General features: G+C 69.6%; 14 protein-coding genes, 2 tRNA genes and 1 pseudogene. 14 read left to right on the top strand and 3 right to left on the bottom strand.

The features are described 5' to 3' along the window. Nucleotides 1–39: 39 nt before the first annotated feature. Nucleotides 40–1,188 (bottom strand): M48 family metallopeptidase, encoded by a 1,149-nt coding sequence (locus AB0I69_RS21685; protein WP_363097265.1) that lies wholly within the window; start codon nt 1,186–1,188, stop codon nt 40–42. A gap of 101 nt (nt 1,189–1,289) precedes the next feature. Between AB0I69_RS21685 and AB0I69_RS21690 the strand changes: the two genes are divergently transcribed. From AB0I69_RS21690 to AB0I69_RS21740, 11 genes and pseudogenes are all read left to right on the top strand, one after another. Then, nucleotides 1,290–1,451 (top strand): hypothetical protein, encoded by a 162-nt coding sequence (locus AB0I69_RS21690; protein WP_019063257.1) that lies wholly within the window; start codon nt 1,290–1,292, stop codon nt 1,449–1,451. Between the two features lie 120 nt (nt 1,452–1,571). Continuing rightward, a complete protein-coding gene (locus tag AB0I69_RS21695; RefSeq protein WP_266768615.1) occupies nt 1,572–1,733 on the top strand; it encodes a hypothetical protein in 162 nt (53 codons plus the stop codon). A 67-nt stretch (nt 1,734–1,800) separates the two neighbouring features. Continuing rightward, nucleotides 1,801–2,490, top strand: a complete 690-nt coding sequence (gene nadD, locus AB0I69_RS21700; RefSeq protein ID WP_363097266.1) for a nicotinate-nucleotide adenylyltransferase — start codon at nt 1,801–1,803, stop codon at nt 2,488–2,490. 16 nt (nt 2,491–2,506) lie between these two features. Beyond that, on the top strand, nt 2,507–4,207 hold the full coding sequence (locus AB0I69_RS21705; RefSeq protein WP_363097267.1) for an LCP family protein: 1,701 nt from the start codon (nt 2,507–2,509) through the stop codon (nt 4,205–4,207). 153 nt (nt 4,208–4,360) lie between these two features. Beyond that, nucleotides 4,361–4,804: a ribosome silencing factor gene (gene rsfS / locus AB0I69_RS21710; protein ID WP_043676438.1), complete on the top strand. Its 444-nt coding sequence runs from the start codon at nt 4,361–4,363 to the stop codon at nt 4,802–4,804. Further along, the gene (locus tag AB0I69_RS21715; RefSeq protein ID WP_033285926.1) at nt 4,801–5,466 is read left to right on the top strand and encodes a histidine phosphatase family protein; all 666 of its coding nucleotides are present in this window, start codon (nt 4,801–4,803) and stop codon (nt 5,464–5,466) included. The genes rsfS and AB0I69_RS21715 overlap by 4 nt, the downstream gene beginning before the upstream one ends. Nucleotides 5,467–5,559: 93 nt before the next feature. Further along, a tRNA-Ala gene (locus AB0I69_RS21720) sits at nt 5,560–5,632 on the top strand. Between the two features lie 271 nt (nt 5,633–5,903). After that, nucleotides 5,904–6,661, top strand: a pseudogene (locus tag AB0I69_RS21725) (hypothetical protein). Between the two features lie 69 nt (nt 6,662–6,730). Then, a complete protein-coding gene (locus AB0I69_RS21730) occupies nt 6,731–6,904 on the top strand; it encodes a hypothetical protein (RefSeq protein ID WP_019063265.1) in 174 nt (57 codons plus the stop codon). Between the two features lie 3 nt (nt 6,905–6,907). After that, nucleotides 6,908–7,141, top strand: a complete 234-nt coding sequence (locus tag AB0I69_RS21735) for a hypothetical protein (protein ID WP_003976229.1) — start codon at nt 6,908–6,910, stop codon at nt 7,139–7,141. A 132-nt stretch (nt 7,142–7,273) separates the two neighbouring features. Then, nucleotides 7,274–7,346, top strand: a tRNA-Ala gene (locus AB0I69_RS21740). A gap of 123 nt (nt 7,347–7,469) precedes the next feature. On the opposite strand, the gene AB0I69_RS21745 is transcribed toward AB0I69_RS21740, so the two are convergent. Continuing rightward, a complete protein-coding gene (locus AB0I69_RS21745) occupies nt 7,470–9,083 on the bottom strand; it encodes an NADH-ubiquinone oxidoreductase-F iron-sulfur binding region domain-containing protein (RefSeq protein WP_363097268.1) in 1,614 nt (537 codons plus the stop codon). Then, nucleotides 9,080–10,414: a cytochrome b/b6 domain-containing protein gene (locus AB0I69_RS21750; protein WP_363097269.1), complete on the bottom strand. Its 1,335-nt coding sequence runs from the start codon at nt 10,412–10,414 to the stop codon at nt 9,080–9,082. The genes AB0I69_RS21745 and AB0I69_RS21750 overlap by 4 nt, the downstream gene beginning before the upstream one ends. Nucleotides 10,415–10,844: 430 nt before the next feature. On the opposite strand from AB0I69_RS21750, the gene leuS reads away from it, so the two are divergent. The 3 genes from leuS (at nt 10,845) to AB0I69_RS21765 (ending at nt 15,579) form a co-directional block, all read left to right on the top strand. Beyond that, nucleotides 10,845–13,724, top strand: coding sequence for a leucine--tRNA ligase (gene leuS, locus AB0I69_RS21755; protein ID WP_363097270.1), 2,880 nt, complete (start codon nt 10,845–10,847; stop codon nt 13,722–13,724). Nucleotides 13,725–13,875: 151 nt separating this feature from the next. Next, the gene (locus tag AB0I69_RS21760; protein WP_363097271.1) at nt 13,876–14,607 is read left to right on the top strand and encodes a hypothetical protein; all 732 of its coding nucleotides are present in this window, start codon (nt 13,876–13,878) and stop codon (nt 14,605–14,607) included. A 126-nt stretch (nt 14,608–14,733) separates the two neighbouring features. Then, entirely contained in the window at nt 14,734–15,579 is an 846-nt protein-coding gene (locus AB0I69_RS21765) for a DegV family protein (RefSeq protein WP_363097272.1), read from the top strand. Nucleotides 15,580–15,966: the final 387 nt, after the last annotated feature.

The raw sequence follows: 15,966 nt of genomic DNA on the forward strand, positions 1-15,966 counted from the left end.
TTCGTACGCCAACGGGGCCTGAGAGTGGACGACTTGGGCTCAGTCCTCGTCGCGCGGCGGTGTGTCGTCCGTGGGCGGCCGGTCGGACGGGTCGGCCGTGTCGGTCGAGGTGGACGTGCCGGACGACGGCTGGTCCTGCGGTGTCGTGCCCGCGAAGCCGCCGAAGCCGCGCCGTACCCGGCCGCCCAGGTCGCCCGCCCCGCCGGCGATGTCGCTGACCAGCTTCATCAGCGGGTCCTTGGAGCTCTTGACGTTGCTGGCGTAGCTCGCCGCCGACTCGCGGAACGAGTCCGTGACCGAGGTGTCCTTGTCCTCGCTGCGCCGCGGGTAGTGCCCGTCCATGATCCGCTGGTAGTCGCGGGACTCGGCCCACTTCTTCAGCTCGGCCGCCCGCACAGTGGTGAACGGGTGGGAGCGGGGCAGCACATTGAGGATCTTCAGCACCGAGTCGCGCAGGTCGCCGCCCGACTCGAACTCCTCGGCCTGCTTGAGGAACGCGTCCACGTTCATCTCGTGCAGGTGGTTGCCGCCCGCGATCTTCATCAGGCCGCGCATCGAGGCCCGCAGGTCCTGGCCGACGAGGAGACCCGCGCGGTCGGCGGACAGCTCCGACTTGCGGAACCACTCGCGCAGCGCCGTCACGATCGCCAGGATCGCGAGGTTGCCCAGCGGGATCCAGGCGACCTTCAGCGCCAGGCTGGTCAGGAACAGCAGGATCGTGCGGTACACGGAGTGGCCGGACAGCGCGTGGCCCACCTCGTGGCCGACGACCGCCCGCATCTCCTCCTCGTCGAGCAGCTCGACGAGGCCGGTGGTGACGACGATGATCGGCTCGTCCAGACCGATGCACATCGCGTTGGGCTGCGGGTCCTGGGTGACGTACATCGGCGGGACCTTCTCCAGGTCCAGGATGTAACAGGCGTCCCGCAGCATGTCGTTGAGGTGCGAGAACTGCTGGTCCGACACGCGCACCGAGTCGGACAGGAACAGCAGCCGCAGACTGCGCTCCGGCAGCAGCCCGCTGAGCGCCTTGAACACCGTGTCGAACCCGGTCAGCTTGCGCAGCGCCACCAGGGCGGAGCGGTCGGCCGGGTGCTCGTACGCACGCGAGGAGATCCCCGGGAAGCGCCTGCGCTGCCTGCTCGGTACGTTCTCGTGCCCGTTCTGCTCGTGGCCGTCTTCGGACATGTGGTCCCCCATGTGCGTGTGTGTGCCCTGAGTGCCCCCGAAGCAGAGCCCAGCCTAGGCGGAGATACCGTGGACGGGCAGTACAGCGAAGGAGTCAACACATGGAGCCCCATTCCGCAGCCGCCTGGCTCGCAGAGGCCGCGAACGCCGCCCCCCGGCAAGGATCGGGGGACCTGCTCAAGGTCGTACTGATCGTGATGTTCCTCGGCTGCATCCTGACCGCGTGGTTCCTGCTGCGCGGGTACAAACAGAAGGACGACTGAGACGCCTGTCGAGTTCCCCGCCGAGTCCCAATGGCGGAGTCGGCGTGATCGTCGTCGGGGTGCCCGATTACCATGGGCCGACATCTTTATCCCGCCCACACCGGATAGGTTCTGCTGAAGATGAGCTTCCACGGCACTGCTGCCCAGTTGGTCACTCTTGCCGCCGAGGGGGAGGGCGGGGGCAACCACGAGAGCCTCCAGCCGATCATCACCGGTGGCGGCGCGTTCATCGTCCTGCTGCTCCTGCTGTGGATCACCACCCGCTTCAACCGCGACCGCTAGGGTCTGTCCCTTCTGTCCACCGGACGGGTCCCGGGGCCTTCACACCGGGCCGGTAGGGTCTGCACGCATGGGAGAGCAGGACATGCCTACCGGTCCGGCGAACGACACGACGCGCGGCACGGAGAACCGAATGGTGAACGGCCCGCGCAACAACGGCCCGTCGAACCCCGGCAAGCGCCGTCTCGGCGTCATGGGCGGAACGTTCGACCCGATCCACCACGGGCACCTCGTGGCGGCCAGTGAGGTCGCCGCGCAGTTCCACCTGGACGAGGTGATCTTCGTCCCGACCGGCCAGCCGTGGCAGAAGACCGACCGCAAGGTCGCCCTGGCCGAGGACCGCTACCTGATGACGGTCATCGCGACCGCCGAGAACCCCCAGTTCTCGGTGAGCCGTATCGACATCGACCGCGGTGGCCCCACCTACACCACGGACACCCTGCGCGACCTGCGCGCGCTCAACCCCGACGCGGACCTCTTCTTCATCACCGGCGCCGACGCCCTCGGCGCGATCCTGACCTGGCGGGACGCGGAGGAGCTGTTCTCCCTCGCGCACTTCATCGGGGTCACCCGCCCCGGCCACACGCTGACCGACCCGGGTCTCCCGGAGGGCGGCGTCTCGCTGGTCGAGGTTCCCGCGCTGGCCATCTCCTCCACAGACTGCCGTGCGAGAGTCGCGAAGGGTGATCCCGTCTGGTACCTGGTGCCCGACGGAGTCGTGCGCTATATCGACAAGCGCGAGCTGTACCGCGGCGAGTGAGCCGAGAGGGGCACCGGTGAACGACCGATACGACGCCGGGTACGGCGGCGACCAGTACGAACTCGTCGGCTACGACGAGTACAACCAGCCTGTCTACCGGCAGGTCCCGGCCCAGGGGACCCAACAGCCCCCGCAGCAGCAGCCGTACGACCCGTACGGGCAGCAGCAACAGCAGGGCCACGGCTACGACCCGTACGCAACCGGCACCCAGCAGCAGCCGCCCGACTACGACACGGGCGCCCAGCAGGCCTACGACAACCGGCAGGCCCCCCAGGCCGGCTACGACCCGTACGCCACCGGGACGACGACGGCCTACGACCCCTACGGGCAGACCGCGACCAGCGGACAGCAGCCCCGGGTCGCCGAGCAGACCGCCTACATCCCGCAACAGGCCGGTCCCGCCGAGGACACGGAAGCCCCGGACGCACGCGAACGGGACTACCAGACAGGGCAGTTCGCCTTCGTGGAGGAGCCGACCGACGACTCCGAAGACGTCATCGACTGGCTGAACTTCACCGAGAACCGCACCGAGCGCCGCGAGGAGGCCAAGCGCCGTGCCCGCGGCCGCATGGTCGCCCTCGTCGTGGTCCTGGCGCTGGTCGCGGCCGGCGGCGTCGGCTACCTCTGGTACGCAGGGAAGCTCCCCGGAGTCTCCTCGTCCGCCTCGAAGTCCGGCACCACGACGGCCGCGGGCGCCCAGAACCGCGACGTGATCGTCGTCCACCTGCACAACACCTCGGGCGGTGGCACCTCCACGGCGCTGCTCGTCGACAACACCACCACCAAGCAGGGCACCACGGTGCTGGTGCCCAACTCCCTCGCCCTCACGGACGACGACGGCAACACGACGACGCTGGCCAAGTCGGTCGACGACGACGGCTCCTCCGGGACGCGCGACGAACTCGACACGGTCCTCGGCACCAACATCGAGGGCACCTGGCGCCTGGACACCCCCTACCTCCAGAACCTGGTCGACCTCGTCGGCAACATCAACATCGACACCAATGCCGCCGTCCCCGACCCGTCCACGACGAAGAAGGGTGCCGCGCCCCTCGTCCACAAGGGCAAGGACCAGACCCTCAGCGGCAAGATGGCCGTCGCCTACGCCACCTACCGCGCCTCGGGCGAGGCCCAGAACGCCCAGTTGGAGCGGTTCGGCCAGGTCATGCAGGGCGTCCTGCGCCAGCTGACCTCCGACCCGACGGCGGCGACCACCACCGTGCAGACGCTGGCCCAGATCCTCGACCCGTCGCTCACCGACAAGGACCTCGGCACCTTCCTCGCCAAGCTCGCCGACCTCGCCAAGGGCGGCGACTACAAGACGGCCCTGCTGCCCGTCCAGAACGACGGCACCATGACCGCGCAGGCCTCCGCCAGCGTGGTGAAGGACGTCCTCGGCGGCGCCGCGAAGAGCCCGGACGAGGGCTCGGCGGTCCGGGTCTCCGTCCAGAACGCCACCGGCGTCAAGGACGACACCGAGAAGGCCCGCGTCGTGCTCCTCAACGGCGGCTTCACCTTCCTGGAGGCCGGCACACCGTCCACGACCTCGGCCACGTCCAAGATCACGTACTCCGACGCGGCCGACAAGGAGAACGCCACCGAGGTCGCCAAGACCCTGGGCCTGCCCACCAGCACCGTGACCAAGGGCACAGTCTCCGCGAACACGGATGTCGCGGTGGTCCTGGGCGAGGACTACAAGCCGTCGTCGTCCTCGTGACGGAGACACAGTGGTGGTGACGGAGAGCACGCCCCGGAGGCCGGAGCCGGTGTCCTGCCCGGCCTCCGGGGCGTGATCCGTTATTCACGTGGGGTGCCGTCCGCGGTCCGTGAGACCCTTGAGGTCTGTTGACCGCCGACCGAAAGCCGCGTAGTGACCGCCACTGACCGCTCCATCGAGCTCATCTCCGCCGCCGCCCAGGCGGCCGCCGACAAGCTCGCGCACGACATCATCGCCTACGACGTCAGCGATGTGCTGTCGATCACGGACGCCTTCCTGCTGGCCTCCGCTCCCAACGACCGTCAGGTCAAGTCGATCGTCGACGAGATCGAGGAGCGACTCAACAAGGAGCTCGGCGCCAAGCCGGTGCGCCGCGAGGGCGACCGTGACGCCCGCTGGATCCTGCTCGACTACGTCGACATCGTCGTCCACGTCCAGCACAGCGAGGAGCGCGTCTTCTACGCCCTGGAGCGGCTGTGGAAGGACTGCCCCGAGCTGGACCTCCCCGCCGAGGCCAAGGCCACCCGCGGCAAGGCTGCCGAGCACGCCAAGCTGCGGGCCGAGGAGGACGCCTCCGAGTTCGGGGAGGTGCGGTGACCGCCGGGGCCGACGGCCGCAAGGCGGGCCGGGGCCGCCGCGTCATCCTGTGGCGGCACGGCCAGACCGCGTGGAACGTGGAGCGCCGCTTCCAGGGCACCACGGACGTCGAGCTCACCGAGACGGGCATCGGCCAGGCCCGCCGTGCGGCCCGGCTGCTGGCCTCCCTCAAGCCGGACGCGATCGTCGCCTCCGACCTGAAGCGGGCGGCGAACACGGCCGCCGAGCTGGCCGCCCTCACCGACCTCGACATCACACACGACGAGGGCCTGCGGGAGACCTACGCGGGCGTCTGGCAGGGGCTGACGCACGAGGAGATCATCGCCCGCCACGGCGAGGAGTACGCCGCGTGGAAGCGCGGTGAGCCGGTGCGCCGCGGCGGCGGCGAACTGGAGACCGAGGTCGCCGACCGGGCCGCCCCCGTCGTGCTGCGGCACGCCGAGAAGCTGCCCGAGGACGGCACCCTCGTGGTGGTCAGCCACGGCGGCACGATCCGCACGACCATCGGGCGTCTCCTCGGCCTGGAGTCCCAGCACTGGGAGAGTCTCGGCGGCCTCTCCAACTGCTGCTGGTCCGTGCTGGGTGAGGGCGCCCGCGGCTGGCGCCTGCTGGAACACAACGCCGGCACGCTCCCGGAACCGGTGCTCGGAGACGACGACTGAGCGGCCCTCCAGGGCCCCGACCCCGGATTTCACTTTCCGGCAGGTCGCAGGCTAAAGTTCTTCTTGTTCGCCCGCCGAGCGGGAAGAACACAAGGGGCTATAGCTCAGTTGGTAGAGCGCCTGCATGGCATGCAGGAGGTCAGGAGTTCAATTCTCCTTAGCTCCACAGATCGACACTCTTGAGTTGTCAAGGATCGAGAGTCGTCCACGATCGAATCGATGCGATCCCGTCCCTTTCAGGGGCGGGATCTTTTCGTCGCTGTCAGCGCCGCCGTGTGCGAAGGCCTCCCAGGCGGGCTGGCCCGTCCGCGAACAGGTCCCGGCCCGGCGTACGTCAGCGGAAACCCGGCGGCATGCCCTTGACAGGACCGGATTCCGCACCCGTTCCAAGTCCTGCCACCAGTAAAGACCCTGGCACTGACAATCGCCGTGGGCCGGTGCTCGCCGTCCTGCTCGCGGCCCCGTTCATGGCCCTGCTCGACGTGTTCATCGTGAACTCCACGCGTCCGGCGCCGACTTGCAGCTGCTGATCACCGGCGCACGGCTCGGCCACGCTCGCCTGCGGCCTGGCACAGGGCTCCACCGAGCTGATCGTGTTCCGCCTGGCCCAGGGGTCCGGCTCGGCCGACCTGCCGGGGCTGGTGCTGCTCGCCTCGGCCGTCTCGTTGCTGACGGAGTCCCGGCTGGCCCGGCGCGGAGGAGCCCCGCTGATCGCACCGCGTGTGCTGCGTCACCCGGGCCTGGTCGTCTTCGGAGCGGTCGGTCTCACCTGGCGCAGGTGGCCTACGGCCTGGCAGCGTGCGCTGACCCCGCTCGGATTCGTGATCACGATGCCGTCCGTTGCGGGAGTCGGCCTGGCGTTCGAAGGCGGCGGCCACCGCGGGGCCGTACTGTACGTGGCGTACGTCGGCGTGGGGGCGGGCTCGCGCTCGCCCTCAGTCCGACGCTGACTCGGGCGCCGGCCACCGTGCGGCCCGAGGACGCGGCGGACGCCAGCGGTCTGCCGGCCACGGTCACGCGGCTGGGTCAGCTGCTCGGGGTCGCGGTTTTCGGCACACTGTTCTTGAACCGGCTTGAGTCACTTGGGGCCCCGGGGGCGTATACCTCTGCGGAGGCGCTTTTGGCGTGCATGTTCGCGCTGGCGGGGACGGCCGCGGTGGGTGCCGTGTCCGGACTGGTACTAAGGCGTCGCTGACCGTATTGGTCCGGCCGTGGCAGAATCAAACGGCCGGAAGGGGGCGCGGCCCGACGGGAGGGAGTAGCGATGCCTGCGAGCATCATCGAGGAGGTCGACCACCTCTTCGATGCGGCGTTGATACGGGATACGATCACCCGCCTGAGCTGCCCTTCCTGCGGTTCCGCCCACGTGGCCCAAGTCCTTGGTGACAACGGCGGAGTTTCCTACGTGTGCACGGCCTGCGGCCACAGCTGGAGCTGATCGATGGGTGCACACAGGCGAAAGTGCGACTGGTGCGGCAGTGGGACGCCGATCGTCCGTGACATGGAACCGGTGAATCCCGACTACCAGTACTGGTGCGAGGAGTGCGCGCGGGCGCTGATCATAAAAGGCGACCCGATCGAGACGTACCGCGAACTTGAGGGTGAGCCGATCTACGGTCGACTCCTGGAAGAGCACTGCACTTTGAAACGGTTCTATTCGTTCGTCACCGCTTGACCCCGGCCGGGACCCGCGAGGAGGTCCCGGCGATCACGGTCACGATCACGGCGACGGAAACGATTTGGTGGTCCACCGGGTCCACCGGTAATGTTGGCGTCGCCGCCGGGGAGACCCGGTAGCACACTGCACGGGGCTATAGCTCAGTTGGTAGAGCGCCTGCATGGCATGCAGGAGGTCAGGAGTTCAATTCTCCTTAGCTCCACAGAAGTCGAAGGCGGGTCATCCCATCGGATGGCCCGCCTTCGGTGTGTTCAGGGGGAGTTGGTGCCGTTCATGGAACAACGGGCCGCCCTCTTCTTGAGAGGGCGGCCCGTTGTTCGTGTGCTCAGCGGCCCAGGGCCCGCCGGCCGCGGCCCTGGGACAGGACGGGCAGGTTGCGGGACGGACCCTTGTCCCGCGCGGTCTCCTCCTCCAGGCGCAGGGCGAGCGCCGGGCAACGGCGCACCGCGCGGAGCGCCTTCGCCTCCGCGTAGCGCGGCACTTGGGCCTGCGCGACGGTGGGGAAGCCGTCGGCGCCGAGTTCGAAGACCTCGGGGAGGATGTCCGCGCACAGACCGTGGCCCCGGCACAGCGTCCAGTCGACGTAGATCTTCTGACGGCTGGGACCGTTGTCCTCGGCCTCCGCACCGCTCGTGATGCCCGCCGGGACCTGTCCGCCCTCGAAGAGCGGCAGAACGCCCTCCACGGGCCTTCCGCAGCCGTTTCCGAGGACGTGGGCGGCGAGGTCGTCCGTGAACGCCTTGATGGTCGACTCCAGGAACATCGCGGAGCCGTCCGGGTGCGAGCACGCGCCGCGCCGTTTCACGGCCTTGGCGACCTGCTTGAGCGCCTCCAGGGCGGCCGGGCCGCCGCCGTTGAGGATGTCCTCCATGCCGCGCGCGGCGGCGGGCAGGCCGAGGTAGCAGGGACCGCACTGTCCCGCGCTCTCGTCGGCCAGCCACTGGGCCACGCGCAGTGACTCGCCCAGCGGGCAGGTCTCCTGGGTGATCGGCATGATGGCGCCCGCGCCGAGCGCACCGCCCACCGCGTCCAGGGAGTTGCGGGAGACGATCGCCTCGTTGACCGTCGCCGCGTCGATCCACTTGCCGTGGTAGCCGCCCGTCAGCACACCCTGGGGGACCGGCGGGGCGCCGGCCAACTGCAGGACGTAGCGCAGCGGTACGCCCGTGGGGACCTCGATCACCATGGGGCGGGCGACCGCCCCGGATACCGTGAGCATGACGGTGCCGGGCTCGTCGTAGAGGCCGGTGTTGCCGTAGCGCTCGGGGCCGATGCGGGCGGCGATGGCGAGTTGGGCGAACGTCTCGGCGTTCGACAGCAGGGTCGGGGCGCCGCCGACGCCGTTCTGGGAGGCGCTGACCTTGCGGCCGGGCGGGATCGCCGGGCCGCCGTCGATCGAGCGGATCAGTGACGCGGCGGCGCCGGTGACCATGCGGACCGGGTTGCGCTGGACGAACGCCTTCAGTGCCGAGCGGCGGGTGTTGCTCAGGCCGCGTTCGGAGAGCGCGGCCTCCATGGAGCGCTGCGTCGACTCACGGGTGACCCCCACCACGAGCGTGCGGGCACCCAGGGCCTCGGCGACCAGGAGGGCGCCGTCCAGGATGAGATGCGGGGCACGGTTGATGAGCACCGTGTCCTTGCGACAGGCCGGCTCGTCCTCACTGCCGTTGACGACGACGACCGGTCGTACACCGCGTTTGATCGCCGCTTCGGCGACCGAGCGCAGCTTCTTGTGGAAGGGGAAGCCCGCGCCGCCGCGGCCCTTCAGGTTGATGGCCTCGGAGAGCTTCGCGAGCTGCTCCCCGCCCATCGGTTCCAGCGGCCCGTGCACCTTGAGGTGCATGGGCAGGTCGAGTCTCTCGACAAGGTCGAAGCCAGACGTGAGCTGAGGAAGCCCGACGACGCGGACTTCTGGGACGTCGGGCAGGGCCTCGTTCACCTATAGCCTCCGGAAGGCGTGTTCCAAGGTTCGCCCGAGCCGCCCTGCGCGTCGAAGTCGTACGAAGCGTTGGGCGTTTGATCAGTGGCGGGACCGCTGTTGTACGTGTCATTGGGGTTATACGTACCGGAGGCACCGTTCGACTCACCGGTGTCGTACACGTATCCGTCGCCGTACCCGCCCGTGCCCGCATTGTTGTTGTACGTCGGGATGTTGTACCCGGTGTCCTGGAGCGGGTCGTAGGCCGACGGGGGCGCCTCGCCGACCGGCGGCGGTGACGGGATCGGCCAGCTGCCCGAGGTGCTGCCGCCGCTGTCCGCGCGCGGGACCGCCTGCGTGTTCTGCATGTCCATCGGCACGTTCATGCGCGAGGTCTGGTCGGTGACGTACGGCATCTGACCGGTGGACTCCGGCGAGGCGGTGCGGTAGGCGGCCGCGAAAGTGTTCGTGTCGGCCTCCGGGGTCATGGACCTCGTCTCGTACGCGCCGGCGGGGTCCACGCGCGGCATCGACCCGGTCTCGGTGAACGAGGGCTGCTGCGCGGCCCGTCGGCCCTCGGCCGGGCGCCGGCTCTCGTAGCCCGGCAGCGCGGACTCGGCCACACGGCCACGGCTCGCGTCGAGTTCGTCGAGACCCGGCCGCTCCTCATTGCCCAGAAGCATGGCGACCTTGTCGGCGAACTTCCGCTTGAAGGGGCGGGGTGCCGAGCGCAGGGCGAGGGCCCCGGCGACCCCGACCAGGCACAGCTCGTACGAGATCATGAAGAACGGCTTCGCCGCGCGGCCCGCGAACAGGCCGTGGACCAGCGCCGCGCACCAGGCCGGGTAGGCCAGCATGTGCATCGCGCGCCAGCGGGCGGCGACCGGCGCGGGGGACGCGAACTGGTTGCGCAGGGCGCCGGTGATGCCCACGAAGATCATGAGCAGGCCGGCCAGGGAGCCGAGGCCGATGAGCCCGGCGCTGCCCTTCACGCCGAGGCTGAAGGGGATCAGCGCGGCGATCAGGACGGTGTGGTCGAGCGCCAGCTTCACCGTGATGTGGATCACGAGGAACGCGATCGAGCCGACGGCGGTCACCCGGTGGATGCCCTGGGCCACGATCCGCTGGCGGATGTTGAGAACGACCCGGTCCTGGGCGACGAGCCCCCAGATCACCGAGCAGGTGAGCGAGACGAGCGAGAGAACTCCCGCACCGAAGTTGAGGAAGCTCTGTACCTGGCTGCCTCCGAGCAGCACGAACACGGGTATGAAGATCAGGACGACGAGGCTCACCACGCCATAGGCCGAACGGCCCGGCTTGGGGAGCGAACTGGTACTACGACGAGGGTTCATGGGGGCAACTCCGAGCAGTATCGGGAAAGCGGTCCCGCTGCCGAACTCTAAGTGGCTCCATACCGGTGGGTACGAGGTTTGAGTTATTGCGTTGTTATCAAACGACAATGCGCTTGCTGTGATGTCCCGTAGTGGGTGGTACGCGAAGGTAGTCCTTGAAGTGGGCTCGGTCCGTGGCGGTGCGGTCAGGGTGCCAAGGGTGATACGGAAGCGCGTCGCGTTGTGCTCAAGGGCTGCGGTACTCTGACGCCATGCGTGCCGTACGCCTTCTGCTTAGCGAGCCGCGCTGATCAGTCCCGACCACCGGTGAACGGTGAGGTCGGAATCAGCGCGGCGTCCCCTCCTGTGCGAGGGGATTTTTCATTTGGTGAATGTCACACCTTGAATGTCGCAGCCGCTGGCAGAGACGATCGATGGAGCTTTGAGGATCATGAGCGAGACGAACCCCGCTGCCGCCGCCGAGGTGGTCGCCCCGCACCGCTACACGGCCGCCATGGCCGCGGACATCGAGGCACGCTGGCAGGACTTCTGGGAAGCCCAGGGCACCTACGAGGCGCCGAACCCGACCGGCGACCTGGCCGGCGACCCCGAACTGGCCGCCCGCCCCAAGAAGTTCATCATGGACATGTTCCCGTACCCCTCCGGTACGGGCCTGCACGTCGGCCACCCCCTGGGCTACATCGCCACCGATGTGTTCGCCCGGTTCCAGCGGATGACCGGCCACAACGTCCTGCACACCCTGGGCTTCGACGCCTTCGGCCTGCCGGCCGAGCAGCACGCCGTCCAGACGGGCGAGCACCCCAGGGTCACCACCCTGGCCGCCATCACCAACATGAAGTCCCAGCTGCGCGCGCTGGGCCTGGGCCACGACAAGCGCCGGTCGTTCGCCACGATCGACCCCGAGTACTACAAGTGGACCCAGTGGATCTTCCTGCAGATTTTCAACTCCTGGTACGACGACGAGGCCGACAAGGCCCGCCCGATCGCCGAGCTGATCGCCCAGTTCGAGACCGGTGAGCGTGCCGTACCGGGGCACACGCGCGCGTGGCCCGAGCTGAGTGCCACCGAACGTGCCGACGTCCTGGGCGAGTTCCGCCTGGCGTACGCCTCCGACGCGCCCGTCAACTGGTGCCCCGGCCTGGGCACCGTCCTGGCCAACGAGGAGGTCACCGCCGACGGCCGCTCCGAGCGCGGCAACTTCCCCGTCTTCAAGGCCAAGCTGCGCCAGTGGAACATGCGCATCACCGCCTACGCCGACCGGCTGCTGGCGGACCTGGACGCGCTGGACTGGCCCGAGGCAATCAAGCTGCAGCAGCGCAACTGGATCGGCCGCTCCGAGGGTGCCCGCATCGACTTCCCCGTCGACGGGGAGCACATCTCGGTCTTCACCACGCGTCAGGACACCCTGTTCGGCGCGACCTACATGGTGCTGGCACCCGAGCACCCCCTGGTCGACAAGTTCACGCCGAGCGCCTGGCCCGAGGGCACGCACGACGTGTGGACCGGCTCTCACGCCACCCCGGCGGAGGCCGTCGCCGCGTACCGCGCACAGGCCGGCGCCAAGTCCGACGTGGAGCGGCAGGCCGAGGCCAAGGACAAGACCGGTGTCTTCACCGGCGCGTTCGCGATCAACCCGGTCAACGGCGAGCGGCTGCCCGTCTTCATCGCCGACTATGTGCTGATGGGCTACGGCACCGGCGCGATCATGGCCGTCCCGGCGGGCGACCAGCGCGACTTCGACTTCGCGCGCGCCTTCGAGCTGCCGATCACCTGCATCGTCGAGCCGACCGACGGGCGCGGGACGGACACGTCCACGTGGGAGGACGCCTTCGGGTCGTACGACGCGAAGATCATCAACTCCTCGAACGACGACATCTCCCTGGACGGCCTGCCCGTCGCCGAGGCAAAGGCCCGCATCACGGAGTGGCTGGCCCGCAAGGGCATCGGCGAGGGCACCGTCAACTTCCGCCTGCGCGACTGGCTGTTCAGCCGCCAGCGCTACTGGGGCGAGCCCTTCCCGATCGTCTACGACGAGGACGGCATCGCGCACTCGCTGCCCGAGTCGATGCTGCCCCTGGAGCTGCCGGAGGTCGAGGACTACTCGCCGCGCACCTTCGACCCGGACGACGCGAACACGTCCCCGGAGACGCCCCTGTCCCGCAACGAGGACTGGGTCGCCGTCACCCTGGACCTGGGTGACGGCCGCGGCCCCCAGAAGTACCGCCGCGAGACCAACACCATGCCGAACTGGGCCGGTTCCTGCTGGTACGAACTGCGCTACCTGGACCCGCACAACGACCAGAAGCTGGTTGACCCGGCCATCGAGCAGTACTGGATGGGCCCGCGCGCGGGGATGCCGCACGGCGGCGTCGACCTGTATGTCGGCGGCGCCGAACACGCCGTACTGCACCTGCTGTACGCGCGCTTCTGGTCCAAGGTGCTGTTCGACCTGGGGCACGTCTCGTCCGCCGAGCCGTTCCACAAGCTGTTCAACCAAGGCATGATCCAGGCCTACGTCTACCGGGACAGCCGGGGCTTCCCGGTGCCGGCCGCCGAGGTCGAGGAACTGGGCGGCGAGTACTACTACCAGGGCGAGAAGGTCTCCCGGCTGCTGGGCAAGATGGGCAAGTCCCTGAAGAACGCGGTCACTCCGGACGAGATCTGCGACGAGTACGGCGCCGACACGCTGCGCCTGTACGAGATGGCCATGGGCCCGCTGGACGTGTCCCGGCCGTGGGACACGCGCGCGGTGGTGGGCCAGTACCGGCTGCTGCAGCGGCTGTGGCGCAACGTCGTCGACGAGGCGACCGGCGAGGTCACCGTCGTCGACACGGAGCCCGACGAGGAGACGCTGCGTGCGCTGCACAAGGCGATCGACGGTGTCCGTCAGGACCTGCAGGGGCTGCGCTTCAACACGGCCATCGCCAAGATCACCGAGCTGAACAACCAGCTGACCAAGGCGGGCGGCCCGGTGCCGCGCTCCGTCGCCGAATCGCTGGTGCTGCTGATCGCGCCGCTGGCCCCGCACGTCGCCGAGGAGCTGTGGCGCAAGCTGGGCCGCACCGACACGGTCGTCCACCAGGACTTCCCGGTCGCCGACCCGGCGTACGTCGTGGACGAGAGCGTGACCTGCGTCGTGCAGATCAAGGGCAAGGTCAAGGCGCGCCTGGAGGTCTCCCCGACGATCTCCGACGCCGAGCTGGAGAAGGTCGCGCTGGCCGACGAGAAGGTCGTCGCCGCGCTGGACGGTGTCGGCATCCGCAAGGTCATCGTGCGGGCGCCGAAGCTGGTCAACATCGTTCCGGCGTAGTCCGGCGCAGCGGTGGGGCCGTCCGGGGCGAGAGCCTCGGGGTAGTCCCCTACGGGCAGGTTCGGGGTTCTTTTGGAACTCCGCACCTGCCCGTTGCGTTTACCGTTGAAGAGCGGCGCGGCGTGTGCCGCCCGGAGCCGGTGGAGGAGCGTTGGAAGCCGTGATCGCAGTCTTCGCCCTTCTCTTCCTGCTGTTCGTGGTCGTAGGCGGCTATGCGGCGGTCAAGGCGATCGGTGCGGCCAAGCGTGGCGTCGACCGCACGGTCGCGCAGGCCCGGCGCTCGGTCGAGGACCACACCCTGCGCGCCAAGTCCTTCGCCCAGCCCGGGCCGCAGGGGCAGGTGGCCCAACTCCGGCTCGCGCTGCGCACGTCGATGCGCGCGACCCAGGACGCGCTGCACGCGGGCGTGACCGAGGACGAGTCGCTCAAGGAGTCCCTGGGCCTGTTCGAGCGGCTCAGCGCGCACGGCCGCGAACTCGACGGCGAGCTCAGGCGCCTGGAGTCCGAGCCGGACCGCAGGACCCTCGCCGAGCGGCTGCCCGCCCTGCGCGAGCGCACCGAGCGCATCACGAAGTCGGCGGACTCACTGCGCTGGGCGGCCCGCGACCGCGCCGGGCGCTTCGCGGAGGACGACCTGGATACGCTGAGCGCCCAGATAGACGTGGAGGCCGGAGCTCTGCGGCACTGGACGAAGTCGGAGCACGCGCCACCCCCGTGGCCGGACGCCCCGGCCGCCGACGCCACGACGGGCCGGCAGACGTGGCCGGAGACCCCGCGCTCCCGCCCTGCCGCCGAGGAGCCTGCCCCGTCCGCCATCACCCCGCCGGGACGACGTCCCGTCTACCCCTGGCAGAAGAAACCCCGCCCCGAGAGCACGACTTGATCGGGCGGCACGGTGTGAGGACGCGGCGCGGTGTGAGCGTGCGGCATGGTGTGATCCGGCCGGTTCCGGCCCAGGTGAAAGGGGTCGGGCTGCCGCCCGGCCGCTACGGCAGGTAACCTCCAGCTCATGTCCCGCCATGTCGCGATCGTCACCGATTCAACGGCCTACCTGCCGCCGCTGACGATGGAGCGCCACGGCATCACAGCGGTGCCGCTGACCGTGGTCCTCGGCGACCGGGCGCTCGAAGAGGGCACCGAGATCTCGACCCGCTCCCTGGCCCAGGCCCTGCAGAAGCGGCGCCCGGTCACCACCTCGCGCCCCAGCCCCCAGCTCTTCGCGGAGACCTACCGCAGGGTCGCCGAGTCCGGCGCCACCGGCATCGTCTCCCTCCATCTCTCCGCCGAACTCTCGGGCACCTACGACGCGGCGGTCCTCGCGGCGCGTGAGGCACCGGTGCCGGTGCGGGTCGTGGACACCGGCATGGTCGCGATGGCGCTCGGTTTCTGCGCACTCGCCGCGGCCGAGACGGCGGAGGCGGGCGGCACGGTGGACGAGGCCGTCACAGCCGCGGAGAAGCGAGCCGCCGGCACCTCCGCCTACTTCTACGTCGACACCCTCGACTATCTGCGCCGGGGCGGCCGTATCGGCGCGGCGCAGGCCCTGTTGGGCTCCGCGCTCGCCGTGAAGCCGCTGCTCCAGCTGGAGGGCGGGCGTATCGAACTCCTGGAGAAGGTGCGGACGGCGTCGAAGGCGATCGCCCGCCTTGAGGAGATCGTGGCCGACCGGGCGGGCAGCGCACAGGTCGACATCGCCGTGCACCATCTCTCCGCACCCGAGCGCGCGGAGGCTCTCGCGGACCGGCTGCGGGCTCGGGTGCCCGGGCTGGCCGACTTGCATGTGAGCGAGGTCGGGGCGGTGATCGGGGCGCACACCGGGCCCGGGTTGTTGGGGGCTGTCGTTTCGCCGCGGTGACGGCCTCGCCTCTGCCTCTGCCTCTGCCGCTGGTGTCTGTCGGGCTGTACACGCCCTCGCCGGGGGTGCTCGCGGGCCGATGACCCGTGCGGGTGACGGAGTTGTCCACAACTGGGCCGTCATCCCCGGGAATTGACCAAGATCATCGCGAAGTCGCGAGATGCCCGATCCTCGGCGCATGGCACTTCGATCACGCTCACGCACAGCGACTGCGACCAGCGGCCCGGGCCGCGCCCCGTCCTCGGACGGCCGCACCCGCCACCGCCGCCCGCCGACACGAGGCCGGGCACACCGCCAGGCCTCGGCGGACGAACTCCGGCGGCGCGCGGAACTCCTCTTCGCCGAACGCACCGGGGAGCGGCGGGAGTTGGGGAACGGGCCGCCGGG

Source organism: Streptomyces sp. NPDC050508 (assembly GCF_040655155.1).
In the GTDB taxonomy this organism is placed as follows: domain Bacteria; phylum Actinomycetota; class Actinomycetes; order Streptomycetales; family Streptomycetaceae; genus Streptomyces.